Raw genomic sequence first — 24,414 nt, 5'->3', positions numbered from 1 at the left:
GCATGGCGTGGATCTACCGGTTCATCGGGCCACCGGACACCCGTCGTTTCGACGAGGTCCGGCAGAAGTCCTCCTTCCTTGCGGTGTCGGCAATCTGCGCGGTACTCCAATGCCGGGTGATCCAGATCGTCAATGCGGTACTGCTGAGCTGCCAGCGCAGCATGCCGCGCTGCGGTTGCCGCCACAGGTAGCGCCGGGCAATCCAGAAGGCCTCCCGCTCCACTTCAGGCACCTTCTTCATCGCGTCGTTGTCGAAGAACTGGGCGGTGTAGCGCCAGGGGTTCATCGGCTGGTATCCCGCCCGTGGCTCACTGCTGCACGCAGCCACACCACTGGGCGCACGGTCGGCCGGCGTCGGCCGACCGCCTGCCAATGCCAGCCCGAGCAGGTACAGCAGGCCAGGCAGCAGCGCGATGCCGGCGACCAGCACGACGACGGAGATCCATGCCTTGCCAGCGGCACGCATCGCTCACTGCGCCTTCGGCTTCGGGTACCACAACGCGTTGACGATGACCCAGCGCTGGCCGAAGTGCCCCATGTGGAAGTAGTCGACGAACCACGGGGTTTCCAGCCGCACCGAGGCCACGTTGCCGGTCACGTCCAGCACCGTGCAGCGGCGGTCCCACTGATCCTTCGGCGTCTTCAGCACGCCCTGCTTCGTCAGCGAGACCAGTTCTTCCTTCGACATCCGGCGCAGGCCCAGGCGTTCGTCGGGTGTATCGCCGAGCACAGCGCGCTTGGCCAGGTCCGGATGCAGGGAGCGGGCGACGCGCTGCGGGTCGGCCTCCAGCTGGCCGTCGACGTAGTCGTGGCAGGTGGCTTCGATGGCCGCGAGGGTGGCCGGGTCGGGGGCAGGGCTCGTTGCGGCGGAAAGAGCGAACAGCAGGGCGATCGTGGACATCCGGGTCTCCAGCTCTGGGCGCGGGGCGATCATCGCATGGGCCGGGTAGCCCATCCACGCGTGGCGTGGATCTACAGGACCGGCGCCTGCAGCCAGGCCAGCTTGCGTTCGCGCGGCTGCTGCTTGAGTTGCCACTCGGCCCGCGAGGCGGCGGCCCGGTCCGGGTACTCGCGCACGGCCAGCACGCGCAGCGGTGGCCGGGCCCGGGTGTAGCGCGCGCCCTTGCCGGCCTGGTGGGCGGCGAAACGCGCATCCACGTCGGTGCTGATGCCGGCGTAATAGCTGCCATCGCGGCATTCGAGCAGGTACAGGAACCACGGGCGGAGGGACGGGGCCATGCCCGGATTATGCCGTGCTGCACTGCAGCGGATATACTGGCGCCCGAATGCAGGAGAGTGGCGCCGCGCTGGTGCCCGCCGAAGGCGCAGGCTCCCATGATCGCTCAGGCCGGTGGGCTGGAATCCCACCAACCATGCATTCGACTCGCCGAGCTGGAGAGAGGTCACCGGGCACGCCCGGGACGATCCGCCGAAGGGGCACGCGGCCAACGCCGCTGAACTCTCAGGCAAAAGGACAGCGGGAGCGGCACCGGTCATCGTCATCCCGTCATTGCGCAGGCAGTGGTGGCAGTTGCGCATGGCCGGCCCCACCGCGCCCGGAGCCTGTCCCATGCTGCTGTCCATCATCTACCTGATCGCCATTTCCGCCGAAGCCATGACCGGTGCACTGTCTGCCGGCCGCCGCCGCATGGACCTGTTCGGTGTGGTCATGATCGCCTGCGTCACCGCCCTCGGGGGCGGCTCGCTGCGCGACATCCTGCTCGGCCACTACCCGCTGGGCTGGGTGAAGCATCCCGAGTACCTGGGTTTCACCGTGTGCGCGGCGCTGATCGCCACCTGGGTGGCGCGCTGGATGCACCACTTCCGGCGCACCTTCCTGGTGCTCGATGGCCTGGGCCTGATCGCCTTCACCCTGATCGGCTGCTCGATCGCGCGCGAGGCCGGCCATGCGATGCCGATCGTGCTGATCGCCGGCATGCTGACCGGCGCGTTCGGCGGCGTGCTGCGCGACATCCTCTGCAACGAGGTGCCGCTGATCTTCCAGAAGGAGCTGTACGCGATCATCGCACTGCTGACCGGTGCGGCCTATCTGTTGCTGCTGCATTGGGGCGTGGCCGATGCCACTGCGATCCTGTGCTGCCTCGGCGGCGGCTTCGCGCTGCGCCTGCTGGCGATCCACTATCGCTGGGAAATGCCGAAGTTCGTGTACCACGACGAAGTGCATTGAGCCTCTTCGTAGCGTCGAGCCATGCTCGACTGCGCTTTGCAGGAAGCCAACGCGCGTCGCGCGCACGTCGAGCATGGCTCGACGCTACAAATATCGGCATCACCACCCCGGCGATGTACCTGGCGCTGTCGCTCATGCGCAGCGCCAGGCGCATCGCCGGTGCAGATGGGCCGGTCTCCAACTCCGGCCGGCCCTGATCGCGGCCGCACCCCCGCAGGCGCTGGCCGCCATCCACACACGTGCCGCACTCAGGCGGCTTCGGACACCTTCACGTCGCGACGGGCGCGCACGGCCGCAGCCAGTCGCTCCAGCACCGTCACGGTGGTGTCCCAGTCGATGCAGCCATCGGTGATGCTCTGCCCGTAGACCAGCGGCTGGCCTTCCACCAGTTCCTGGCGGCCCCCGACCAGATGGCTCTCGATCATCACGCCCACGATGCGCTGTTCGCCGTCTTCCATCTGAGCGGCGATGTCGTCGATCACCTTCGGCTGGTTCTCGGGGTTCTTCAGGCTGTTGGCATGGCTGGCATCGATCATCAGTCGCGCCGGCAGCTTGGCCTTGGCCAGCACCTGGCAGGCCTCGGCCACGCTGCCAGCGTCGTAGTTCGGTTGCTTGCCACCGCGCAGGATCACATGGCAATCCGGGTTGCCGGTGGTCGACACGATGGCAGTGCCCCCCTGCTTGGTGACCGACAGGAAATGATGCGGATTGGATGCCGCACCCACCGCGTCGGCGGCGATCTTCACGTTGCCATCGGTGCCGTTCTTGAAGCCGACGGGGCACGACAGCCCCGAAGCCAGCTCGCGATGCACCTGGCTTTCGGTGGTGCGTGCGCCGATCGCGCCCCATGCCACCAGGTCGGCGATGTACTGCGGCGAGATCACATCGAGGAATTCAACACCGGCCGGCAGGCCGAGCTTGTTGATGTCGCGCAGCAGGCCACGGGCGATGCGCAGGCCCTTGTCGATCCTGAAGCTGCCGTCCAGGTCCGGGTCGTTGATCAGGCCCTTCCAGCCCACCGTGGTGCGCGGCTTCTCGAAGTACACGCGCATGACGATTTCCAGCTCGCCAGCCAGCGCATCGCGCAGCGGCTTCAGGCGCTGGGCGTACTCGATGGCGGCCTTCGGGTCGTGGATCGAGCACGGGCCCACCACCACCGCCAGGCGATCGTCGCGGCCGTGCAGGATCTGGTGCAGGGCCGCGCGCGAGGCGCTGACGGTGTCGGAAGCTTCATCGTCACAGGGCAGCATCGCCAGCAGCTGGGCAGGCGGTGTCAGCGGTTCGATGGTGCGGATACGCAGGTCGTCGGTGTGCGGGGGCATTGCAGGAGATCTCCGGAACGTTGGGGGTCCCCAGCGTGGCGGCATGAAAAAAGCCGCCAGGTTCGCTGGCGGCTTTCGGGAATGCGTCTGAAGCTTTCTTCAGGGTGAGCGCAGTCCTTCCTCCGCCAGTGGCTTCGGAAAGTAATACCAGTAAAAGCGGGTAGCGGCTGCGTTCATGGGATCTATTGATAGCACAGCTTTTGCGCAGTGCAAAATGTTTCATCCGCAACTGGGGGCGCGGTTCAGTGATGCGCCTGACTGCGCAGCGCACGCGGTGGCCGCTGTGCAACGTCGCTCATCTGCCATGCACTTCCACGTCCAGCAGCAGGCCTTCGTGGATGTCGGCCCAGCGCTCCAGCACGCGGTCCAGCTCCTGCCGGGCCTCGTCCAGCTGCTCGGGATTGAGCAGGGAACGGGCGGTGTAGAGATCGGACACCAGCCGGCGCAGTACCGCTTCCGGGATGGCCACCGAGGGCTCTTCCATCTGCGGCAGCTGCAGTGCCGGCGTATCACCCTGCGGGCCGTACAGCGTTACCTGGAGCGTGCTCTGCATGATCAACTTCCCTGCGGATGGACATGGGCAATGTCCTGTTTACCGCGTCCGGGTGACAGGCGCATGTGCCATGCGCGTCCGGAGGCGCTGCTACAAGGCGGCCAGGTCGGCAAGGTGCTGCCCCATCCCATCGTCTGCGCCGACGGCATTGGTGGTGGCGAAGTACTGATGCCAACCGGTGGCGGCAATGCCTTCCAGCAGGGCGTCGGCGTCTCCCCGGCTCGCGCACCTCCATACAGCGTAGAACTGCTCGCTGCCACCGTGCGCTGCGCCCTCCGCGACACGCCCCATCGCCACCGGTGCGATGCGAACCGGATCGAACTGCTGCATGCCTGCGCCGATGCGGGTGAAGAAGGCGGTGCGTTGGTCAGGCGGGAGAGCGGTCCAGGCCGGGGTGGCGGTGTAGAGCTCGATGAGGGTGTAGGACATGGAAGGTCTTCCTTGAGGTTGATGAGATTGCAGGCCGGCAGCCGGCACTACCGCAACGAGCGCAGGGCGCGTTTGCGGATGTAGGCATTGGCATCGCCAGGGTGCTGCTGTTGCCACCGCGCGCACAGCTCACGCAGCCACTGCGGTTGAGTCTTGCCGGCATCGTTGAGCCAGTTCCCGACCGAGTCCTGCACGTAGCGCGCCGGGTCGTTGGCCATTGCTTCCAGCATCGGCAATGCGAGTTCTGGATGCTGCTTGAACAGCACGATATGCGTGGACCACACGCCTCGTGGGCGCAGCGCTTCGCAGGCGAAGCGGCGCAGGTTAGGCGATGCTTCCTGCGCCCACACTTGCAGGTACTCAAGCGCCTGCAACGGTGCGGCAACGATGTCGCTGCGCAGCGCCAGCCATGCCCATTCGCGCACGCCGAAGTGCGGGTCGTCAGCCAGCGAACGCATCGCCCGCAGCTTGGCCGGCAGCGCCGCGCCGGCATCGCTGCCAATCAGGTAACAGGCCCAGCCACGCACGGTGTCTGATGCGTGTGCCTGCCAGCGCGCGGGATCACCCTGCCCGGCTTCGCGCAGCAACCGCGCCGCCAGCGCCATGCGCTGGGTGATGCCCTTGCCGGAGGCGTTGCGCATACGTTGCAGCGCTTCCGGCTCGAGCACAGGTGCCACCCCCTGTAGCAGTGCGGCGAAATCCACTGCCAGGCATTCGGCCAGATGCGTGGCAGCGGCATCACCGCTGTTGAGTGCACGCAGCCGTTGCGCGTGAATGGGCGTGCTCATGCGGAGGCTTCCCGCCCGGTGTCCGTGTGCTGCCAGACCTTGCGCAGCAGCTGTGACAGCTGCTGCCGTTCATCAGCATCCAGGCCGTTGAACAGGCCGCTGATCCATTGTGTGTGCTGCTCGAACAGCGATTCGGCCAAACGCTTGCCCGGTGCGGTCAACACGATCTGCAGACGACGGCCATCCTCGCCATCGCTGCGACGCTGCAGCAGGCCTTCGCGCTGCAGGCCATCGAGCAGGCCGCTGATGGTGGCCCGGGTCACGCCAGCGCGCTCGGCCAGCGCGTGCGGCGCCAGTGCGCCGCCGGCCCCGTGCAGCAGGAACAGCACGATGAAGCGACCCTCGCTGAGCCGGTGCGGTGCCAACCGTGCAGCGCAGTCGCGATCGATCGACGAGGACAACGAGAGCAGCTGGAAGCACAGGCGCAGCTGCGCGATATTGGCGTGGCCGCGCCGCTGCGCTTCCTCCAGCAACGCCTGATGCTTGGCTTCGATCATCCTTTCTTCACAGCATGATTAGGCGCCTAATCATATGGGGGAGTAGCCAGTGGAAGCAAATCGGAGTTGACTCAGGAAGTGCGTCCCAGCAGCAGCCGCGCGATCAGTCCCCCGCCCTCGCGGTGCAGCAGCTGGAGTTCGCCCGCGTGGCGCTTTGCCACGTTGGCAGCCACGGCCAGTCCAAGTCCGGCGCCCCCGGTGGCGCGGCTACGCGAGCCCTCGCTACGCTGGAACGGTTGCAGCAGGCGTGCGCGATCGATCTCGGCGATGCCAGGGCCGCGGTCCATCACGTCCAGCTGAACCCCGTCACCCGCCATGGCGACCCACAGCTCCACGGCACCCGCGTAGCGCTCGGCGTTGTCGATGAGATTGTCGACCGCGCGCCGGAGCAGCAGCGCATCGCCATGCCAAGGCAACGTATCCGGGCCCTGAAGGGAAATGTCGACCCCGCGCAGCAGCGCCGCCTGCACGCACTCCTCCAGCAGCGCTGAAAGATCCAGCATGCGCATCTGCAACGGCTGCAGCTCACCGCGTGCGTAGTCGAGCACCTGCTCGATCATCGTATCCATGCGCTCGATGTCTGCCACCATCCTGGCGGCCTGTGGAGCGGGAGCGAACTCCGCGCGCAGGCGCAGGCCGGTCAGGGGCGTGCGCAGGTCATGCGCCACGGCCGCCAGCATATGCGTCATGTCCCTTGCCTGGGCGCGCAGACGTTCGCGACCGGTGCTGATCGCTGTGGCCAGTACCTGCACTTCGCGTGGACCGTCATCAGGCAATGGCGTTTCAGCCTGCAGGTCGACCCGTGCGCTGGCTTCAGCCAGGCGTCGCAGCGGGCGCCCCAGCCGGATCGCCGCCCACGCCGCCAGAGGTGCCAGCAGGATCGCACCGCCCAGCAGGGCGAGCATCACCTGGCGGCGCCAGGCCGCCAGGTCACTGTGGTCGCTGCCGACCACCCGCCATCGGCCATCGGCCTGCCGCATCCCCAGTTCGAACGGCGGCCACTGCATGGCGGTCAGCAACGCGGCCTGCGATTTCAGCACGCCAGCACGAGCGGAGGCGTCCAATACCGCGCCACCCTCGATGACCTGCACATCGGGCGCCCTGCCCTGCCCCTTCCACACCAGGCGTACATTCCTGGCCGGCAGGTCCATCTGCACCGCCGCCAACTGGGTGAGCCAGTCACTGGCGCTGCCCCGGGGTGGCGCGTCCTGCGTCGACATATGCAATCCCAGTCGCGCCGGCGCCTGTTCCCCACGCAGCACCTGCATCGCATGGTCCAGCCGCATCGGTGGCGGCGCGGGCCGGGGCATCCACCCCACTACCGCAACGCTGACCAGGGTTGCCAGCAGCAGGCTGGCCAAGGCCAGCATCGCGATCCAGCGGGTGGTCGACCACCGGCTGCTCACAACACCCCTACCTCCGCGTTGAAGCGGTACCCTTCACCGCGCAGTGTCTGCACAAGGGCTTCAGCGCCGGACGCGGCCTGCCCGAGCTTGCGGCGCAGGCGGCTGATCGCAAGGTCGACGGCACGGTCCACGCTGTCACTGGCTTCTCCGCGACTCAACTGCAGCAGCTGCTCGCGCGCCAGCACCCGCCCGGGACGTTCAGCCAGTGCCAGCAGCAGGGAGAATTCACCGCGGCTCAGCGCCAGTTCGGCACCATCCGGCGCGAACAGGCGACGCTGGTCAGGCAGCAATCGCCAGCCATCAAACCGCAGCTCGCTGGCCACCTGTGCGCGCAGCTTGTCCTGCCTGCGCAGCAGCGCGCGCACCCGCGCCAACAGCTCGCGCGGGTCAAACGGCTTGGCCAGGTAGTCGTCCGCGCCCATCTCCAGGCCGATCACGCGATCCGGCGCGGCCCCCATCGCCGACAGCATCAGGATCGGGATCGCCCGCGCCTGCAGCCGGCGGCATACCGACAGGCCATCCTCACCGGGCATCATCCAGTCGAGGATGATCAGGTCAGGTCGTTCAACCTGCAGCAACACGTCCAGCGCTGTTGCATCCGCCGCCACACGCACCTGGTAGCCGTGCAGCAGCAGGTGGTCGGCGATGGCGTCACGAATGCTGGCATCGTCATCGACGACGATGACGCGGATGGGAGTGTTCATTGCCCCAGTATCCCGCACCTGTGTATCAGGACGGTATCAATGCAGATATCGCGTTGATACGCCGCTGCGCGCCAATGGTCGCCCACGATCACTGCGGAGTCTCCCCTTGCGCCTGTTCCTGCTGCCTCTGTTCGCCATCCCCTTGCCCGCGCTCGCCTCCGATGCCGCCGAGCACGTCCTGCCGATGTGGATGCAGGGCGGTCATCCGGCAGTTGCGGTCTCGCTGGATGGGCGTTCCGAGCCGCTGCGCTTCGTGGTCGACAGTGCCGCCGGGTCAACCCTGGTCGATGCACGCGTAGTGCGGCGCTACGGTTTGCAGGATGCGGAAGCGGCAGTGTCGCAGGCCCAGGGCGCGAGCGCGAAGACGGCGCGGTTGCAGCGCATGCGCAGCACAGCGTGGCAGCTGGGCAGTTGGCAATTGAAGGCCAGTGGCATGCAGGTCGACCTGTCATCGCTGGCGAAGGGCGATGATCCGGCCATTGACGGCTTGATCGGCAACGACCTGACCGGGCGCTGGGACACCCGTTGGGACTTCGGCCGAAATCAACTGGCGCTGTGGACACCCGGCGGCTTGGACCTGGAAGGACCGGGTTGCCAACCCAATGCGCTGCCCGGCCGCAATGAAGGCCTGCGCCAGTTCGGCTTCATCACGCTTGCCTTGGGTACGCCCGGCGTGGACGCCATCGCCGTGGTCGACACCGGTGCCGCGCAAACCGTCCTCAACGCCGAAGCAGCCCGCGCACTGGGCCTGCGCACCGACGGTAGCGATGCTCGGGTGCGTGCACGTGAAGAGGGCACTGGGGGGCTGGGTGGCGGTGCACAGGCAACCTGGCTGTACACCCTGCCCGGCATGACCGGCGGCAACTGGCAGCACCCGCCGATGGAGGTCCGGATCAGCGAACTGCCGGTGTTCAGGGCGATCGGCCTGGAGGCGCGACCGGCCTTGATCCTCGGTGCCGACGCGATGCGCGATGGCCAGGTGGACATCGGTGCGGGTGCCGCGCGGATCTGCCTGCGCCGACCCGGCTGACGTCCGGCGCATGACGGCGGGACCTGGCAGGCGTAGCATCGCGCCACGTCCTGCCAGGAGTTCCACGCATGCGCCGTGCTGTCCTGCTGTTGCTGACGCTGCTCCCGCCGGCCGTGCTGGCCGCGCCGCCGCTACCCTCGCCCGCGCGCATCGATGCCGAAGCACAGCGGCTGATGCAGGCGGCGCATGCGCGCGGGATGGCGCTGGCGGTGATCGATGGCGGCAAGGTGGTACACGTGGCCGCCTACGGCGAACGCAACGCCGCAGGCGAGCCGCTGCGCACCGATACCGTGATGTACGCCGCCTCGCTGACCAAGATGGCGTTCGGCCACCTGGTCGCACAGCTTGCCCAGGACGCACGGATCGAGCTGGACGCCAGCATCGCCACGGCGCTGGACAAGCCGCTGCCGGACTACCCGCCAGAGCCGAAGAAGTACGCCGACTACAGCGTACTGGCCGATGATGCGCGCTGGCGCCAGCTCACTCCGCGCCTGCTGCTCAACCATTCCAGTGGCTTTGCCAACTTCGGGTTCCTGGAACCCGATGGCCGCCTGAAGTTCCACTTCGATCCGGGCAGTCGTTATGGGTATTCCGGCGAAGGGCTGATCCTGTTGCAGTTCGTGATCGAGCGTGGACGGCTTGGCCAGGACGTGGGCGCATTGATGCAGCGGCAGGTATTCGACCGCTTCGGCATGGTCCGCACCAGCATGATGTGGCGTGAGGATTTCGCCGCCAACCTGGCCGATGGCTGGACGGCGGAAGGCACGGCCGAGCCGCACGATGAACGCAGCCGCGTGCGTGCGGCCGGTTCGATGGATACCACCATCGCCGACATGGCGCGCTTCGCCGCCGGCTATGTCCGCGGCGATGGGCTGTCGCCTGCAATGCGCAGGGAACTGGTGCGGCCGCAGCTGCCGATCACCACCGCCAGCCAGTTCCCCACGTTGCAGCCAGAGCTGCCCGTGGCGCAGCAACGCAAGGATCTGGCTGCGGGCCTGGGCGTGGTGACGTTCCGCGGCCCGCAGGGCGCGGGCTTCTACAAGGGTGGCCACGACGATGCGGTCGGCAACACGCTGGTGTGCATCGAACGTTACAGACGCTGCGTGGTGATTCTGGGCAACGATGTACGGGCGGAAGCTGCGTTCCCGGCACTGGTGGCATTCGTACTGGGCGATACCGGCGTGCCGTGGCAGTGGGAATATGGCGCGGCGAAGGTATTCGTCGAATGAGGGTGCGATGACGCCTGCATGACGAACGCGGCTGGGAGGGGAGCATCCACGCCATGCGTGGATGGCACTCCTCAGCGCGCCTGCTCGAAGAACATCAGGTACACCAGCCGGCCATTCTCCGGTCGATCACCGAACGCTGGCCCGGCGGTGTGCCAGAACCAGGGCCGCAGCAGCACCAGCCGGTTGAAGCGCATCGGAATGCGCATGGTCATTTCCCACTGGCTGTCGTCGTTGCTGTCGCGCTCGATGATGTCGCGATGCATGTCGCCGCCGTTGGCGTAGCCCAATGCGGCCAGCTCCGCCGCATCCAGGGCCATGCGTTCGGTGCCGGTACGACGGTGGCGGAAGAACTCGGTGCCGCCCTCGCAGTGCTCCGGTGCACTCAGGTAGAGAATGCCCGACCAGTGCGAGTGGTCGGCGTGTACCTTGGCGCGGCCGATGTCGCCGGCAAAGGTAAGGCGGAACTTGCCGTGCGACTGCAGCGGGTTGACCGGCCGCAGCGGTTCGTTGACCAGTCGCGAGACCGCGCCGGACAGTCCATCCAGCTCCAGCCGCTGCTGTGAATTGCGGCCGGGGAATGCGCCCTCCTGGACGGGATAGTCCAGGCCCAGTGCCGCCTGGCGCAACCCCTGCGCATCGGCGGGAGAAAGGAAGTCGTCAACGACGATGAACGAGGTAGGCATGGTCACCGAGCGTAGCGATGCACTACGGCGACGGCAACCGGGCAACAAAAAACCCCGCCTTGCGGCGGGGTTCTTCCTTACATCACATCGGGAAGGCGTGCCGACCGAGGCCGGCGACGACCGCCGGAGGCGTGGACTTAGAAGTCCATGCCGCCCATGCCGCCCATGCCACCCATGCCACCAGCGCCGCCCATGGCCGGCTCGTCCTTCTTCGGAGCTTCGGCAACCATGGCTTCGGTGGTGATCATCAGGCCGGCGATCGAGGCCGCGTTCTGCAGCGCCGAACGGGTCACCTTGGTCGGGTCCAGGATGCCGAACTGCAGCATGTCGCCGAACTCGCCGGTGGCCGCGTTGTAGCCGAAGCTGCCGGTGCCTTCCTTGACCTTGTTGATGATGACCGACGGCTCGTCGCCAGCGTTGGCCACGATCTCGCGCAGCGGGGCTTCCATCGCACGCAGGGCGATCTGGATGCCGTGGTTCTGGTCTTCGTTGGCACCCTTCAGGCCGGCCAGCGCGGTGATCGCGCGGACCAGGGCAACGCCGCCGCCCGGGACCACGCCTTCTTCAACGGCTGCACGGGTAGCGTGCAGGGCGTCGTCGACGCGATCCTTCTTTTCCTTCATTTCGATTTCGGTCGAGGCGCCGACCTTGATCACGGCAACACCGCCGGCCAGCTTGGCCACGCGTTCCTGCAGCTTCTCGCGATCGTAATCCGAGGAGGTGTCCTGGATCTGGGTCTTGATCTGCGCCACGCGTGCATCAACGTTGGCCTTGTCGCCGACGCCGTCGATGATGGTGGTGTTCTCCTTGGAGACCTGCACCTTCTTGGCGCGGCCCAGGTCCTTGATGGTGGCCTTTTCCAGCGACAGGCCGACTTCCTCGGAGATCACGGTGCCACCGGTCAGCACGGCCATGTCTTCCAGCATCGCCTTGCGGCGGTCGCCGAAGCCGGGGGCCTTGACGGCCACGACCTTGACGATGCCACGGATGGTGTTGACCACCAGGGTCGCCAGCGCTTCGCCTTCGACTTCTTCAGCGACGATCAGCAGCGGCTTGCCGGCCTTGGCGACGCCTTCCAGCACCGGCAGCAGGTCACGGACGTTGGAGATCTTCTTGTCGTGCAGCAGGATGAACGGATCATCCAGGTCAGCGGTCTGCGACTGCTGGTTGTTGATGAAGTACGGCGACAGGTAGCCGCGGTCGAACTGCATGCCCTTGACCACGTCCAGCTCGTTGTCCAGGCCCGAGCCTTCTTCAACGGTGATGACGCCTTCCTTGCCGACTTCCTTCATCGCGTCAGCAATGATCTGGCCGATCGACTCATCCGAGTTGGCCGAGATGGTACCGACCTGGGCAATCGCCTTGTCGTCGGCGGTCGGCTTGGAGATGTTCTTCAGCTCGGCGACGGCAGCCGAAACGGCCTTGTCGATACCGCGCTTGAGGTCCATCGGGTTCATGCCGGCGGCAACGGCCTTGGCGCCTTCGCGGATCAGGGCCTGGGCCAGCACGGTGGCGGTGGTGGTGCCGTCGCCGGCATCGTCGTTGGTGCGCGACGCAACTTCCTTCACCATCTGCGCGCCCATGTTCTCGAACTTGTCAGCCAGTTCGATTTCCTTGGCGACGGAGACGCCGTCCTTGGTGATGGTCGGGGCGCCGAAGCTCTTTTCCAGCACGACGTTGCGGCCCTTCGGGCCCAGGGTGGCCTTGACGGCATTGGCGAGAACATTGACGCCGCGCACCATGCGCGAACGGGCGTCTTCACCGAAACGAATATCCTTGGCAGCCATTGCATTTACCTCATTGGTAGCGCCGGACGAGGCCCGGCGGCTGGGAGTTTGGGATCAGGTTGAAACAGGTCGCGCCGAGGCTCAGCCGATGACGGCGAGCACGTCGTCTTCGCGCAGGACCTTGTATTCGACGCCTTCGCTCTTGTACGAGCTGCCGGCGTACTGGCCGTAGATGACCTTGTCGCCGACCTTCAGCGACGGCGCGCGCACGTTGCCGTTGTCCAGCGGCTTGCCGGGGCCGACGGCCACGACCTCACCCTTGGTGGACTTTTCCTTGGCCGAGTCGGGGATGACGATGCCACCGGCGGAGATTTCGTCGGCTTCGATCGGCTTGACCACAACGCGGTCGTGCAGCGGCTTGATGCTCATAGGAGACCTCTTAAGTGATTGATTGGTCTAAAAAAGTCCGGCGATGTTAGCACTCGCCCCAGGCGAGTGCCAGAACCGCACGTGAAGAAACCCGACAACGTCGGGAGCAGGGCAGAGATGGAGCCCCGCCGTCCCCTTTCAAGGGCGGAATGAAAAAAATTTTTCCGCCCGCGCGCGTCGGCCAGGCGTCGGTCCTGGACAATTTCGGTGACAAGCGTCGCACTGTCAGATATCTGACGTTCATTTACGGCAAAGTGTCACTGGATCGGCCTTAGGCTCGGTCAGGCATTCCCAATCACAAGGAGTAGTCGATGCGATTGCTGTCCCCGCTTGCCGCCGCCTGCCTGCTGGCGCTGGCCGCCGCGCCGGCCCAGGCCGAGGTCTTCATCAACGAACTGCACTACGACGACAGCACCGCCGCCGGTGACGTCGGCGAAGCGATCGAGGTCGTAGCCACTGCCGGTGAGGACCTGTCCGGCTATCGCCTGTACCTCTACAACGGCAGCAATCCGTCGGCCGCCACCGTCTATGCCAACACCCCGGTCCCGGCCGGCACCGCCGCCGGCTGCGGCAGCGCCAGTATCGCTGTGGTCAACTATCCGACCAACGGCATCCAGAACGGACCGAACGACGGCATCGCGCTGGTCGATGCCAGCGGCAAGGTGGTCCAGTTCCTCAGCTACGAGGGTGCCATCACCGCCTCCGGTGGCCCTGCTGCCGGCATGACCAGCCAGAACATCCCGGTGGCCGAAAGCAACAGCACCGCGCCGGGCACCTCGCTGCAGCTGACCGGCAGCGGCAGCCAGTACGCCCACTTCACCTGGGCCGAATCGGCCGGCCAGACGTTCGGCAGCTGCAACAACGGCCAGACCTTCAGCGGCGGTGGCACGCCAGGCCCCAACACGCCGCCGTCAGTCTCCACCACCACCCCGGCGCAGGGCAGCAGCACCTTCCCCGCTGCCGCCGACCTGGAAGTGGTGTTCAGCGAGACGGTGAACCTGGCCAGTGGCGCCTTCGCCCTGAGCTGCGGCACCTCCGGCAGCGTGCCGCTGACCTTCCCGGCCAGCGGCCGCAGCGTGAAGCTGTCCACCAATACCGCGCTGGTGGCCGGTGAAGCCTGCCGCTTCGACATCCGCGCCGCGCGCATCACCGACCTGCAGGGCGCGCATCCGGCCGCCGACAGCCGCATCGCCTTCACCGTGGCCAGCACCGGCGGCAATCCGGACCCGGGCAACCCGGGCGTGCCGGCCGGCTACTACTCCAGGGTCAACACCAGCAGCCCCAGCCAGCTGCGCTGCTCGCTGCACGCCACCATCAAGGGCCACACCGCCTACCCGTACAGCGGCTCGGGCACCAGCACCTGGACCATCCTGGAAATCGCCGACGAGGATCCGAACAACCCGAACCGCATCCTCGATGCCTACCGCAACCGCAGCTACGCCAAGGTCAGTGATCGTGCGGGCACCGGCAGCGGCCTGACCTACAACCGCGAGCACACCTGGCCGAACTCGCTGGGCTTTGCCACCACCACCGGTGACAAGGGCCTGCCCTACGCGCCGTACACCGACACCCACATGCTGTACCTGACCGACGCGCAGTGGAACGCCGACCGTGGCAACAAGCCGTTCGCCAAGTGCGATGCCAGCTGCGGCGAGCGTGCCACCGAAGCCAACAATGGGCAGGGCGGCGGCAGCGGTGGCTACCCGGGCAATTCCAACTGGGTGCGCACGCCGGACGGCAACACCGGCACCTTCGAGGTGTGGGGCAAGCGCAAGGGCGACATGGCGCGTGCGGTGATGTACATGGCGATCCGCTATGAGGGTGGCAAGGATGCGGCCACCGGTCAGTCCGAGCCGGACCTGGAGCTGACCGACGACCGCAGCAAGATCGTCAAGACCAGCAGTTCGCCGGCCTACATGGGCCTGCTGTCGACGCTGATCGACTGGCACCTGTCCGATCCGCCGGATGATGCCGAGCGTGCCCGCAATGACGTGGTCTACAGCTTCCAGGGCAATCGCAACCCCTTCATCGATCACCCCGAGTGGGCCACCCCGGCCCTGTTCACCTCGGCCAAGCCAGCCACCTGCCAGCTGGCCAACTGACCGCGCAACGCTGCGGTCCACTGCCGCCGCCGGGCCCAGACCCGGCGGCGGCCCTATACTCGACGGTCATGCCGACCGTCGATCCCGTCCTGCTGCTGTTGACCACCTGCCCGGACCGGGCCAGTGCCGAGCGCATCGCGCACGCGCTGGTCGGCGAGCGCCTGGCCGCGTGCGTGACCCGCCTTGATGGCGCGCAGTCCACCTACCGCTGGCAGGGCGAGGTGACCACCGATGCCGAGCTGCAGCTGCTGGTAAAGACCACCGCGAGCCGCGTCGATGACGCAATCGCCCGGATCGTCGAACTGCATCCGTATGAACTCCCGGAGTGCATCGCGGTCGAAACCCGGGCCGGCCTGCCGGCATATCTGGACTGGATCCGGGCACAGACCCGGGAGGACACTGATTGAAGACTCTGTTTGCGCGTGGCGCTGCCTTGTGCGCCCTGTTGTGGCTCTCGCTGCCCGCCTTGGCCCTGGATGAGAAGGACCTGCTGCCGGTGGACCAGGCGTTCGCGCTGACCGCCACTGCCCCCGAACGGGGCCAGGTGCAACTGCAGTTCAAGATCGCACCGGGCTACTACCTGTATCGCCACCGCACCAGCGTCAAGGCGGATCCGGCCTTCAATGCCGGCACGCTGCAGATGCCCAAGGGTGACAGGCACCACGATGATTTCTTCGGCGAGGTCGAAACCTATCGCGAGCGCCTGCAGGCCACCCTGCCCGGCACGCCGACCGACGCCGCCGGCACCATCAGCCTGGAAGTACGCTACCAGGGCTGCGCCGATGCCGGCGTCTGCTACCCACCGCAGAAGCGCGTGGTGCAGGTCACCCTGCCGGGTGCCGGTGCGGCGGCCGCGGTGCCTGCCGCGCGTACCGGTGCCGCCAGTCCGTTCAACAACCCGCTGGCCGGTGCCGGCAACAGCGGTGGCCTGCGCCTGCCGGGCGCGGCCAACAACAGCCAGGCGCTGCCGCTGCCGTCGGAACAGGCGTTCGGCTTCGATGCCATCGCCAGCGACGGCAACACCCTGCTGCTGCGCTTCAGCCCGGCACCCGGCTACTACCTGTACCGCGACCGCACTTCGCTGAAGCTGGAAGGCAGCGCCGGCGTGCTCGCCGACAAGCCGCGCTGGCCGGCCGCGCAGTCGCATCGCGACGAGCACTTCGGCGATGTCTCGGTGTACTTCAACCAGGTGGAAGTGCCGCTGCCGCTGCGCCGCACCGTTACTGATGCGGTCGACAGCACCCTGGTGGTGACCTTCCAGGGCTGCCAGACCGATGGTATCTGCTACCCGCCGATGACCCGTCGGGTGAAGCTGTCGATTCCGGCCGGCAAGCTCAACGCCGACACCGGCCAGGCGCCAGTGCGCGAGGAAGCAGTCAATGCGCTGGGCGCTGCCGGTGCGCCGCGTGAATCCGCCAATGGCGTACCGCTGCGCCTGCTGCCGACCGTACCCAACGACGGCAACACCGCTCCCGCCGCCAGCGGCAGTGAGGGCGCGCGCAATGAGTTCGCCGCCGATGCGCGCGATGGCAACGCCCTACGCACGCGTCCGCCGGCGACCACCCCGAACCCGGACCGATCGTTCGTCTGGGTGCTGCTGCTGGCGCTGGCCGGTGGCCTGGTACTGAACCTGATGCCCTGCGTGCTGCCGATCCTGTCGCTGAAGGTGCTGAGCCTGGCGCAGAGCGGCGAGAGCCCCGAGCGCGCGCGCAGCCATGCCCTCTGGTACACGTTGGGCGTGCTGGTCGCGTTCGCGGGGATCGGCGCGCTGATGGTAGGCCTGCGTGCGATCGGCAACGCCGTCGGCATCGGCTTCCAGCTGCAGCACCCGGGCGTGGTGGCGGCGCTGGCCTACATCATGTTCGCGGTGGGCCTGAGCCTGTCCGGCGTGTTCACCCTCGGCGGCGGCATCGGCAATCTTGGCCAGTCGCTGGCCAGCCGCAGCGGCCCGGCCGGTGACTTCTTCACCGGTGCGCTGGCCTGCGTGGTCGGCAGTGCCTGCGTCGGCCCGTTCATGGGCGGTGCGATCGCCTACGCCTTCATTGCCCCGCCGCTGAAGGCGATGACCGTGTTCCTGTTCCTCGGCCTGGGCTTGGCGCTGCCGTTCCTGCTGATCGGCTTCGTGCCAGCGCTGGCACGCCGCCTGCCCAAGCCCGGCCCGTGGATGGAAACGCTCAAGCACGTGCTGGCCTTCCCGATGTACGCCACTGCGCTGTGGCTGCTGTGGGTGCTGGGCAAGCAGCGCGGCGTGGACGGCATGGCGCTGGTGCTGGGTGGCCTGCTGCTGTTCGCGTTCGGCCTGTGGCTGTTTGAACGCAACCGCTGGACCGGCTCGCGTGCGGTGACCCTGCTCGGCGTGCTGCTGGCGATCGGTGCGCTGGTTCCGGCCTGGGGCGTGACCCAGCTGGCACCGCCGGCGAGGGCCGCACAGGCCGCCAGCGACAACGTGGTCGAGTATTCGCCGCAGCTGCTGGACCGCCTGCGCGCCGACAACCGCGTGGTGTTCGTCAACATGACCGCCGACTGGTGCGTGAGCTGCAAGGCCAACGAACGTGCGGTGCTGTCACGGCCGGAGTTCAAGGAACTGCTCAAGCGCACCAATGCGGTGTACATGCGCGGTGACTACACCAACGTCGACCCGCAGATCACCACGTTCCTGGAAGAGCACAAGGCGGTTGGCGTACCACTGTACGTGGTGTACGGCCCCGGCGCGCCGCCGACCGTGCTGCCGACCCTGCTGACCCAGGCGGTGGTCGAGGAAGCGCTGCTGCGCACCGCACGATGAAGTGGCAACGGCCAGCGCTGCTGTGGACAGCGGTGCTGGCCGCCGGCCTCGGCCTGTGGGCCGGGCATCGTCTGTCACCCGGCACATCAGCACCTGCCGCGCCAGCAACGGCTTCCAGGGCGACGGCCGTGAAGCCCACGCTGCAGGTGGGCGATCAGTTGCCTACGCTGACACTGCCGGACTTGGCGGGTCAGCCATTGGTCCTGCGCGATCACTTCGCCGGCCGGCCGCTGCTGATCAACGTCTGGGCCAGCTGGTGTGCGCCCTGCGTGGAAGAGATGCCCGAACTGGCGCGCTTCGCCGATGCCCAGGGCGACAACGGTGTGCAGGTGCTGGGCCTGGCGCTGGACACCACGGACGACGTGCGCGGTTTCCTGCAGCAGGTGCCGGTGGACTACCCGATCGTGATCGAGACACCGGGCCCGCGCGATGCCAGCGTGCAGCTGGGCAATACACAGGGGCTGCTGCCCTACAGCGTGCTGTTCGATGCGCAGGGGCGGCTGGTGAAGGCAAAGCTGGGACCGTTCGCCCACGGCGAGATCGACAGCTGGGTGAAGTGAGGGTTCGGCAGGGCTGCGCCCTGCACCTGCCGAGGCCACCGCAACGGCCAGAGCCAAAGCGGATTTCCGTGGGATGGCGGGGCGGTGCGGCTGTGCAGGACACGCCGTAAACCCATCCATGGGGGCTCGATGGCGCCATCCATGGCGCCAACGGTCCTGCCCAGCCACACCGCCCCACCTCTGACAGATCTTCGCGGCTGTTGGTAGGTGTCGACCTTGGTCGACACATCTGTCAGATATCGATATTCAGAACGGAATCAGACCCCGTGCCGACCAACGGTCGGCACCCACCAAAGCAGAACGCCGTTCCGACAGATCGCAGGAAACTGTCGAAGGCGGGGTGGGTCCGGTTGAGGGAGTGTCCGCGGCATGGATGCCGTGACCAAGGCTACAGGGACGTACTTGCGCCGTCCCCCGCAACCGGACCCACCCCGCCTCCTCACAGGAAACCCGCTGTTGCTTCGGCTCTTGCTTCTGAGGTTGCCGGCCAGCGGCCGGCACTACCGCGGGTGCCGGGTGCCGCCCGGCCGGTACCTCCAGCTTGACCGCAGCCGGGGCGCCACGGAGAATTACGCGACTAATTCTCATTTGCTGTTGCGCAGGATGCGGGCGGCAGCCTCCCGGGCCCCTCTCCTTCGATGTTCAAGAACGTCCTGTTCCAACTGCATTGGCTGCTGGGCATTACCGCCGGTGCCGTCCTGGCCGTGATGGGCCTCAGCGGCGCCGTGCTGTCCTTCGAGGACGAGCTGCTGCGCGCCGCCAATCCCGGCTTTGCCGAGATCGCCGAGCACCATGCCGACGGACAGCATCCCCTTGCACTCAGTGAACTGGTGCCGCTGCTCCAGGCCGGCAGCGAACGCCCCCTGCAACGCCTGCGTATCGATGCCACCGGACAGCGGCCGTCGGTCGCGCGCTTTGCCGGCGGCAAGGACCACTGGGTGTACTTCGACCCGTACAGCGGTGAGCGCTTCAGCGCCCTGCGCGGCCAGGCGTTCTTCGACTTCGTCGAGGACCTGCATCGCCACCTTGCCGCGGGCGAACGCGGCAAGTGGATCACCGGCAGCTGTGCCATCGCCCTGCTGTTCTTCACCCTGTCCGGCCTCTACCTGCGCTGGCCACGACGCTGGTGGCACTGGCGCAGCTGGCTGGCAGTGGAGTGGAAACGCAGCGGGCGCGGCTTCCTGTGGAGCCTGCACTCGGTAGTCGGCACCTGGGTGCTGCTGATCTACCTGATGAGTGCGCTGACCGGCCTGTGGTGGTCGTTCGACGGGTATCGCAGCGCGGCCAGCACGCTGCTGGGCGTCCCACCGGCGGCCAAGCACCAGGTTGCCACCGATGCATCGCTGGACCTGCACCGCATTGAAGCCACGCTGTACGCGCTGCCGGGCGTGCGCGCCGGCTTCATTGACCTGCGCCTGCCGGAGAAGCCCGGGCAGGCGCTGAACGTGCGGGTGATGGCCGGTGATCCGTCGCAGCGCGGCGGCCACCACGATCGTGCGCATGACCTGCTGCAGCTCGATCCGGCCAGCGGTGCGGTTCTCGATGCCCGCCCGTACGCACGCCAGGGCGCGGGCGGACGGCTGGCCACCAGCGTGTTCGCGCTGCATTCGGGCAGCTACTTCGGTGTACCCGGGCGCGTGGTGGTGATGCTCAGCAGCCTGGGCATGAGCCTGTTCTTCATCACCGGCTGGATGCTGTACCTGGACCGCCGCCGCAGCCAGCGTGCCGCGCGCGGGCTGCGCCAGGCGCTAACGATGCCGGCCAGCGACGCCGGCAACGCAGCGTGGCTGGTGGTGCATGCCAGCCAGAGCGGACTGGGCGAACAGCTGGCGTGGCGCGCGGCGGCCCAGCTGCAGGCGGCCGGCCATGCGGTGCAGGTGCTGCCGCTGGCGCGCATCGATGCCGCGCTCCTGCTGCGTGCATCGAGCGCGCTGTTCGTGCTGAGCACCTTCGGCGACGGCGAGCCGCCCGACGCCGCACGGCGCGCAGCGCGGCAGTTGCTTGCACAAGCGCTGGACCTTTCGGGCCTGCAGTTCGGCCTGCTCGCGCTGGGTGACCGCCAGTACCCGCACTACTGCGGCTTCGGCCGCCGGGTCGATGGCTGGTTGATCGGAAACGGCGCGCGTGCACTGTTCGAGCGCGTCGACGTCGATGCCGCCTCGGTCCCCGCGCTGCGCCGGTGGCAGCAGGAGCTGGGTGCGCTCACCGGCATCGTCACCGATGACAGCGTGCTGCCTGCGGCTACGCAGATGCATGAGTGGCGCCTGCTCGGCCGCGACCGCCTCAACCCTGGCAGCGTCGGTGGAGCGATCTGGCGTATCCGTCTTGCCGCACCGGCCGACGTGCAGTGGCAGGCGGGTGACATCCTGCACATCGCGCCCCGCCACAATGCGCAGCATGCCGGTGCCGTGTTGAAGGCGCATGGGCTGGATCCGCTGCTGCCCTTGCTGGTCGATGGCCATCCGCGCACGCTGCTGGCGCTGGCCAGCGAACGCGAGCTGCCCGAGGCCGATGCCGCGCTGGCAGTGCAGGATGCCTGCCTGTGGCTGGCCGGGCAGCCGCTGCTGCCCAGCCGCGAGTATTCGATCGCCTCCTGCACGGATGATGGCGTGGTGGAGCTGGTGGTGCGGCTGGTGCATGACGCCTCCGGTCGAGCCGGGCTGGGCTCGGGCTGGCTGTCGTTGCATGCGCCGATCGGTGCCGGCATCGTCGCCCGCGTGCATCGCAACCCCGGTTTCCATCGTGTCATTGGCGCGCCGATGGTGCTGATCGGCAACGGCACCGGCATCGCCGGCCTGCGCAGCCTGTTGCGCGAAGCCGCCCGTGCAGGCGAACACGGGCACTGGCTGTTGTTCGGCGAGCGCCAGCGTGCACACGATTTCCTGTTCGCCGACGAGATCGAAGCGTGGCAGGCCGATGGCCATCTCGCGCGGGTGGACCTGGCGTTCTCGCGCGATGGCGACGGCGGTTATGTGCAGGATCGCCTGCAGGCGGCCACCGGAACGCTGCGCGACTGGATGCGGCGCGGCGCGGTGATCCATGTCTGTGGGTCGTTGCAGGGCATGGCCGAGGGCGTGGACCAGGTGCTGCGAACGGCGCTGGGCGATGAAGCGGTGGAAATGCTGCTGGAAAACGGGCGCTACCGCCGCGACGTGTATTGATTCCTGCCGCCGAACGCTGGTGTGAGCCGAGCATGGGCTCGGCTCTACAGTGTTCCTGCAGCCGATGTAGCGCCGAGCCTACGCTCGGCTGACTAGGCCGCGGCGGCGCGCGCCTGCGGCATCGACCGCAACCGGAACGCGCCCACCGCGTCGGCCAGGGCACGCACCTGGACCTGCATCTGCGCCGTGGAGGCACCGGCCTCTTCCACCAGGCTGGCGTTGCGTTGGGTACTGGCTTCCATCTGCACGATGGTCTGGTTCACCTGTGCGATGCCGGCATGCTGGTCCTGCGACGCACTGCGGATACCCGCCAGCAGCTCGGCCAGCTGCTGCACGCTGCCGACGATCTCGCCCATCGTGGTGCCGGCCTGTTCGGCCTGCTGGTTGCCCTCTCCCACACGCGCCACCGAATCCTCGATCAGGCCCTTGATCTGCTTGGCCGCCTCTGCGCTGCGTTGTGCAAGCAGGCGCACTTCCGCGGCTACCACGGCGAAACTGCGGCCCTGCTCACCGGCACGGGCCGCTTCCACCGCCGCATTCAGCGCCAGGATGTTGGTCTGGAAGGCGATGCCGTCGATCAGCTGGGTAATGTCGCCGATCCGCCGCGATGCCGCGCTGATGCCCTGCATGGTCGCCACCACCTGGCCGACAGCCTCGCCGCCGCGCTGCGCCACCGCAGCCGCTCCCTTGACCAGCGCGTCGGCACGGCCTGCGGCATCAGCATTGCGACCGACCGTATCGGTCAGTTCGTGCATGGAAGCGGCGGTCTCTTCCAGGTTGGCGGCCTGCTGCTCGGTGCGCTGTGACAGATCTTGATGACCGGCAACGATCTCGCCAACGCCGGTATCGAGACTGGAGGTGGCGTGCTGGATGCGGGTGACGATGTGGCCCAGCTGTGCGACCGTCGCGTTGGCATCATCGCGCATGCGCGCGAACACGCCCTGCAGCTCACCCTCCATGCGCACGCTGAGGTCACCACGGGCCAGCGCAGCCAGCAATGCCTGCAGGTCGCCGAGGTTGGTTTCAAACGTCGCCAGCAGGCGGTTGATGCTGGTCGACAACGTGCGCACGAAGCCCTGCTTGCCCTCCAGCGCGATGCGACCGTGCAGGTCGCCGTGTGCTGCAGCATCGACCAGGGCAGCGACCTCGGTTTCCAGCAGGGTCTCCAGCGCACGACTGCGCCATTCCACCGCTACGCCGAGGAATTGCCCTTCATCGATGACGGGGTTGGCAATCAGCTGGTAACGCGTGCCGGCATGGCCGATCTCGCGCTCTTCGCGCTGGCGCACGCCGGCCAGGCTGGCCAACGCCGGATGCAGGCGTACCGCGTCGCTGCCCACCAGCGCTTCGTTCCGCAGGTCAAGCAGCTGCAGCAATGCCGGGTTGGCGTAGGCGACCTGCCCTTCCGCATCGATCACCATCAAACCGGTCTGTGCACTGTCCAATGCCTGGCGCACCCGGGTGTTGCCGCGCGCCACGGCACGCTCGGTCTCGATACGCGCGCGCAGGCGCTGCTGCATGTCGACCAGGCGCTGCGCCAGCTGGCCGATCTCGTCGTTGGCGTTGTAGACGCGCAGGGTGGTGTCCAAGCAGTCGTCAGCGATGTCGCTGGCGAAGCGCAGGGTGTCCTGGATCGGCTGGCGCACCGCACGCAGCACCAGGACCAGACTGGTGATCAGCACGCCGGCCACCAGCAGCAGGGTCAGTGCGAACAGCACGCTCATGGTGCGCGCGCCGGCCTGCTGGCGTGCCTGCGCCCCGGCCAGCGCCGCCACCTGTGCCTGCTGGAATGCGGCCAGCGCAGGCGCTACGCGCGCGGCGGTATCCAGCAGCGACTGCGCTTCCACATCCAGGCCGACGCGGGCCGCGGTATACCCCAGCAATGCGGCCTGATACGCATCCATCCCGGTGCGCAGGGTGACCTGCGCATCCGCGGGCAGGCCCGCCAGCGCGAGATCGAACGGCAGCTTTTCTTCGCTGGCGCGGTCGGCGTGGGTGGAATCACCGTCGAGCAGCAGCAGGGCCTCCTGCCGCCGCATCTTCTGCAGGGACAACGCCAGCGCATCCCGCTGCTGCGCATCCACCTGCCCCTGCAGCGTGTCTGCAGCCTGTTGCAGCTGCGCGGCGAGGCCGGCCTCACCACGGCCCATCTCGTCGCCCCGTTCGAACAGGGCGGCAACACCCTGCGAGAACGCGTCTGCAGCTTCGGTCAGCGCCTGCAGGGCCTTGCGCCGGCCGGCATCCATCGGCATCGTGCGCAGCGCCTGCAGATCGTCCTGCAGCGCCTTTTGCGTGGCCAGCAGCTGCGCGCGGTCGGCATCATCGAAACTGCGTGCATACTGGATCTGCAGGCGGCGCGCTTCGGCCACCCGCGTGGCCAGGCGCGCGGCCAGATCACTGCCGCGCTGGTAGCTGGCCTGGCTGCGCGCAGCCTGCGTGCTGGCATGCCCGGTCCAGGCATAGGCGGCGGCGATTGCAACCAGTCCCAGGCCACAGACCCACAAGGTCGCCTTGAGCTTGTTGGCTACGCTCAGCCGATGCGGTTGCAGCCACAGCAGCAGGCCGGAGGACGCCGGGCGCAGCGCCGCAAGCCGCGTGCGCAGGGACCGGAGGTGGGGGACAACGGCCGACATGACAGACTCCAGGCAGAAGGACGCACCTGTATCGGCCGGATTCAAGGCAACTTTAGAACTTTCGTTGTCCTGGCCCAGCGGTGACGGGCGGACGCGGCCTTTGTACCGGGTGCAGGCGACGCTGGCGTGACACGACCAGCGCCCTTGACCTCAACCCCGGTTGGGGGAGCACAGTGGACCTCCCCTCC

At 67.6% G+C, this 24,414-nt stretch carries 22 protein-coding genes and 2 riboswitches; of the genes, 8 read left to right on the top strand and 14 right to left on the bottom strand.

The genetic code is table 11. The features are described 5' to 3' along the window. Positions 1-13: 13 nt before the first annotated feature. The 3 genes from AC5P74_RS01940 to AC5P74_RS01930 form a co-directional block, all read right to left on the bottom strand. On the bottom strand, positions 14-466 hold the full coding sequence (locus AC5P74_RS01940; protein ID WP_253136381.1) for a hypothetical protein: 453 nt from the start codon (positions 464-466) through the stop codon (positions 14-16). 3 nt (positions 467-469) lie between these two features. After that, a complete protein-coding gene (locus tag AC5P74_RS01935) occupies positions 470-901 on the bottom strand; it encodes a nuclear transport factor 2 family protein (protein ID WP_206619967.1) in 432 nt (143 codons plus the stop codon). Between the two features lie 71 nt (positions 902-972). Further along, positions 973-1,239, bottom strand: a complete 267-nt coding sequence (locus tag AC5P74_RS01930; protein ID WP_005419660.1) for a GIY-YIG nuclease family protein — start codon at positions 1,237-1,239, stop codon at positions 973-975. Positions 1,240-1,279: 40 nt separating this feature from the next. Next, positions 1,280-1,369, top strand: a riboswitch (glycine riboswitch). A 13-nt stretch (positions 1,370-1,382) separates the two neighbouring features. Next, a riboswitch (glycine riboswitch) is annotated at positions 1,383-1,486 on the top strand. 84 nt (positions 1,487-1,570) lie between these two features. Between AC5P74_RS01930 and AC5P74_RS01925 the strand changes: the two genes are divergently transcribed. Beyond that, positions 1,571-2,188 carry a trimeric intracellular cation channel family protein gene (locus tag AC5P74_RS01925; RefSeq protein ID WP_005411215.1) on the top strand — a complete coding sequence of 206 codons (618 nt, stop codon included), beginning with the start codon at positions 1,571-1,573 and terminating at the stop codon, positions 2,186-2,188. 248 nt (positions 2,189-2,436) lie between these two features. Here AC5P74_RS01925 and AC5P74_RS01920 read toward each other — a convergent pair whose 3' ends face one another. From AC5P74_RS01920 to AC5P74_RS01890, 7 genes are all read right to left on the bottom strand, one after another. Beyond that, entirely contained in the window at positions 2,437-3,510 is a 1,074-nt protein-coding gene (locus tag AC5P74_RS01920; RefSeq protein ID WP_065186318.1) for a 3-deoxy-7-phosphoheptulonate synthase, read from the bottom strand. A 295-nt stretch (positions 3,511-3,805) separates the two neighbouring features. Further along, positions 3,806-4,063 carry a hypothetical protein gene (locus tag AC5P74_RS01915; protein WP_053496953.1) on the bottom strand — a complete coding sequence of 86 codons (258 nt, stop codon included), beginning with the start codon at positions 4,061-4,063 and terminating at the stop codon, positions 3,806-3,808. A gap of 90 nt (positions 4,064-4,153) precedes the next feature. Beyond that, on the bottom strand, positions 4,154-4,492 hold the full coding sequence (locus tag AC5P74_RS01910) for a DUF6616 family protein (RefSeq protein ID WP_053496951.1): 339 nt from the start codon (positions 4,490-4,492) through the stop codon (positions 4,154-4,156). 47 nt (positions 4,493-4,539) lie between these two features. Further along, positions 4,540-5,280, bottom strand: coding sequence for a DNA alkylation repair protein (locus AC5P74_RS01905; protein WP_346607361.1), 741 nt, complete (start codon positions 5,278-5,280; stop codon positions 4,540-4,542). Next, positions 5,277-5,777 carry a MarR family winged helix-turn-helix transcriptional regulator gene (locus AC5P74_RS01900; protein WP_495204772.1) on the bottom strand — a complete coding sequence of 167 codons (501 nt, stop codon included), beginning with the start codon at positions 5,775-5,777 and terminating at the stop codon, positions 5,277-5,279. The genes AC5P74_RS01905 and AC5P74_RS01900 overlap by 4 nt, the downstream gene beginning before the upstream one ends. A gap of 71 nt (positions 5,778-5,848) precedes the next feature. After that, positions 5,849-7,147 (bottom strand): sensor histidine kinase, encoded by a 1,299-nt coding sequence (locus AC5P74_RS01895; RefSeq protein ID WP_495204805.1) that lies wholly within the window; start codon positions 7,145-7,147, stop codon positions 5,849-5,851. Positions 7,148-7,179: 32 nt separating this feature from the next. Further along, positions 7,180-7,887, bottom strand: a complete 708-nt coding sequence (locus AC5P74_RS01890) for a response regulator (RefSeq protein WP_053496943.1) — start codon at positions 7,885-7,887, stop codon at positions 7,180-7,182. A 106-nt stretch (positions 7,888-7,993) separates the two neighbouring features. Here AC5P74_RS01890 and AC5P74_RS01885 point away from each other — a divergent pair, with 106 nt between their 5' ends. Next, positions 7,994-8,917: an aspartyl protease family protein gene (locus tag AC5P74_RS01885; RefSeq protein ID WP_053496941.1), complete on the top strand. Its 924-nt coding sequence runs from the start codon at positions 7,994-7,996 to the stop codon at positions 8,915-8,917. 68 nt (positions 8,918-8,985) lie between these two features. Further along, the gene (locus AC5P74_RS01880; protein WP_206619964.1) at positions 8,986-10,146 is read left to right on the top strand and encodes a serine hydrolase domain-containing protein; all 1,161 of its coding nucleotides are present in this window, start codon (positions 8,986-8,988) and stop codon (positions 10,144-10,146) included. Positions 10,147-10,217: 71 nt separating this feature from the next. Here AC5P74_RS01880 and AC5P74_RS01875 read toward each other — a convergent pair whose 3' ends face one another. The 3 genes from AC5P74_RS01875 to AC5P74_RS01865 all read right to left on the bottom strand — a co-directional run bounded on the left by AC5P74_RS01875 (position 10,218) and on the right by AC5P74_RS01865 (position 12,985). Next, positions 10,218-10,829 (bottom strand): DUF6445 family protein, encoded by a 612-nt coding sequence (locus AC5P74_RS01875; protein ID WP_005419673.1) that lies wholly within the window; start codon positions 10,827-10,829, stop codon positions 10,218-10,220. A gap of 137 nt (positions 10,830-10,966) precedes the next feature. After that, positions 10,967-12,616, bottom strand: a complete 1,650-nt coding sequence (gene groL / locus AC5P74_RS01870) for a chaperonin GroEL (protein WP_005411226.1) — start codon at positions 12,614-12,616, stop codon at positions 10,967-10,969. An 81-nt stretch (positions 12,617-12,697) separates the two neighbouring features. Then, positions 12,698-12,985: a co-chaperone GroES gene (locus AC5P74_RS01865; protein ID WP_005411227.1), complete on the bottom strand. Its 288-nt coding sequence runs from the start codon at positions 12,983-12,985 to the stop codon at positions 12,698-12,700. A 311-nt stretch (positions 12,986-13,296) separates the two neighbouring features. On the opposite strand from AC5P74_RS01865, the gene AC5P74_RS01860 reads away from it, so the two are divergent. The 5 genes from AC5P74_RS01860 (at position 13,297) to AC5P74_RS01840 (ending at position 21,593) form a co-directional block, all read left to right on the top strand. Further along, a complete protein-coding gene (locus tag AC5P74_RS01860; RefSeq protein WP_053496937.1) occupies positions 13,297-15,087 on the top strand; it encodes an endonuclease in 1,791 nt (596 codons plus the stop codon). Positions 15,088-15,155: 68 nt separating this feature from the next. Beyond that, on the top strand, positions 15,156-15,494 hold the full coding sequence (cutA, locus tag AC5P74_RS01855) for a divalent-cation tolerance protein CutA (RefSeq protein ID WP_005419675.1): 339 nt from the start codon (positions 15,156-15,158) through the stop codon (positions 15,492-15,494). Next, the gene (locus AC5P74_RS01850; protein WP_495204771.1) at positions 15,491-17,872 is read left to right on the top strand and encodes a protein-disulfide reductase DsbD family protein; all 2,382 of its coding nucleotides are present in this window, start codon (positions 15,491-15,493) and stop codon (positions 17,870-17,872) included. The genes cutA and AC5P74_RS01850 overlap by 4 nt, the downstream gene beginning before the upstream one ends. Further along, complete coding sequence (locus AC5P74_RS01845; RefSeq protein ID WP_495204770.1) at positions 17,869-18,432, top strand: TlpA family protein disulfide reductase; 564 nt, start codon at positions 17,869-17,871, stop codon at positions 18,430-18,432. Before AC5P74_RS01850 ends, AC5P74_RS01845 begins: the two co-directional genes overlap by 4 nt. 638 nt (positions 18,433-19,070) lie before the next feature. Then, complete coding sequence (locus AC5P74_RS01840; protein WP_495204769.1) at positions 19,071-21,593, top strand: PepSY domain-containing protein; 2,523 nt, start codon at positions 19,071-19,073, stop codon at positions 21,591-21,593. Between the two features lie 92 nt (positions 21,594-21,685). On the opposite strand, the gene AC5P74_RS01835 is transcribed toward AC5P74_RS01840, so the two are convergent. Further along, positions 21,686-24,226: a methyl-accepting chemotaxis protein gene (locus AC5P74_RS01835; RefSeq protein ID WP_372484684.1), complete on the bottom strand. Its 2,541-nt coding sequence runs from the start codon at positions 24,224-24,226 to the stop codon at positions 21,686-21,688. Positions 24,227-24,414 lie beyond the last annotated feature (188 nt).

Source organism: Stenotrophomonas sp. YJH_SMC_94-11 (assembly GCF_059370435.1).
The sequence above is the reverse complement of the archived record's forward strand: the minus strand, read 5'-3'. Positions and strand labels throughout refer to the sequence as shown.

Coding starts and splice junctions, on each gene's coding strand:
- AC5P74_RS01865 (WP_005411227.1), bottom strand. CDS start 12,985: ATGAGCATCAAGCCGCTGCACGACCGCGTTGTGGTCAAGCCGATCGAA.
- AC5P74_RS01890 (WP_053496943.1), bottom strand. CDS start 7,887: ATGAACACTCCCATCCGCGTCATCGTCGTCGATGACGATGCCAGCATT.
- AC5P74_RS01905 (WP_346607361.1), bottom strand. CDS start 5,280: ATGAGCACGCCCATTCACGCGCAACGGCTGCGTGCACTCAACAGCGGT.
- AC5P74_RS01860 (WP_053496937.1), top strand. CDS start 13,297: ATGCGATTGCTGTCCCCGCTTGCCGCCGCCTGCCTGCTGGCGCTGGCC.
- AC5P74_RS01835 (WP_372484684.1), bottom strand. CDS start 24,226: ATGTCGGCCGTTGTCCCCCACCTCCGGTCCCTGCGCACGCGGCTTGCG.
- AC5P74_RS01910 (WP_053496951.1), bottom strand. CDS start 4,492: ATGTCCTACACCCTCATCGAGCTCTACACCGCCACCCCGGCCTGGACC.
- AC5P74_RS01915 (WP_053496953.1), bottom strand. CDS start 4,063: ATGCAGAGCACGCTCCAGGTAACGCTGTACGGCCCGCAGGGTGATACG.
- AC5P74_RS01875 (WP_005419673.1), bottom strand. CDS start 10,829: ATGCCTACCTCGTTCATCGTCGTTGACGACTTCCTTTCTCCCGCCGAT.
- AC5P74_RS01920 (WP_065186318.1), bottom strand. CDS start 3,510: ATGCCCCCGCACACCGACGACCTGCGTATCCGCACCATCGAACCGCTG.
- AC5P74_RS01935 (WP_206619967.1), bottom strand. CDS start 901: ATGTCCACGATCGCCCTGCTGTTCGCTCTTTCCGCCGCAACGAGCCCT.
- AC5P74_RS01925 (WP_005411215.1), top strand. CDS start 1,571: ATGCTGCTGTCCATCATCTACCTGATCGCCATTTCCGCCGAAGCCATG.
- AC5P74_RS01880 (WP_206619964.1), top strand. CDS start 8,986: ATGCGCCGTGCTGTCCTGCTGTTGCTGACGCTGCTCCCGCCGGCCGTG.
- AC5P74_RS01940 (WP_253136381.1), bottom strand. CDS start 466: ATGCGTGCCGCTGGCAAGGCATGGATCTCCGTCGTCGTGCTGGTCGCC.
- cutA (WP_005419675.1), top strand. CDS start 15,156: ATGCCGACCGTCGATCCCGTCCTGCTGCTGTTGACCACCTGCCCGGAC.
- AC5P74_RS01845 (WP_495204770.1), top strand. CDS start 17,869: ATGAAGTGGCAACGGCCAGCGCTGCTGTGGACAGCGGTGCTGGCCGCC.
- AC5P74_RS01840 (WP_495204769.1), top strand. CDS start 19,071: ATGTTCAAGAACGTCCTGTTCCAACTGCATTGGCTGCTGGGCATTACC.
- AC5P74_RS01930 (WP_005419660.1), bottom strand. CDS start 1,239: ATGGCCCCGTCCCTCCGCCCGTGGTTCCTGTACCTGCTCGAATGCCGC.
- AC5P74_RS01895 (WP_495204805.1), bottom strand. CDS start 7,147: ATGCTGGCCTTGGCCAGCCTGCTGCTGGCAACCCTGGTCAGCGTTGCG.
- groL (WP_005411226.1), bottom strand. CDS start 12,616: ATGGCTGCCAAGGATATTCGTTTCGGTGAAGACGCCCGTTCGCGCATG.
- AC5P74_RS01900 (WP_495204772.1), bottom strand. CDS start 5,777: ATGATCGAAGCCAAGCATCAGGCGTTGCTGGAGGAAGCGCAGCGGCGC.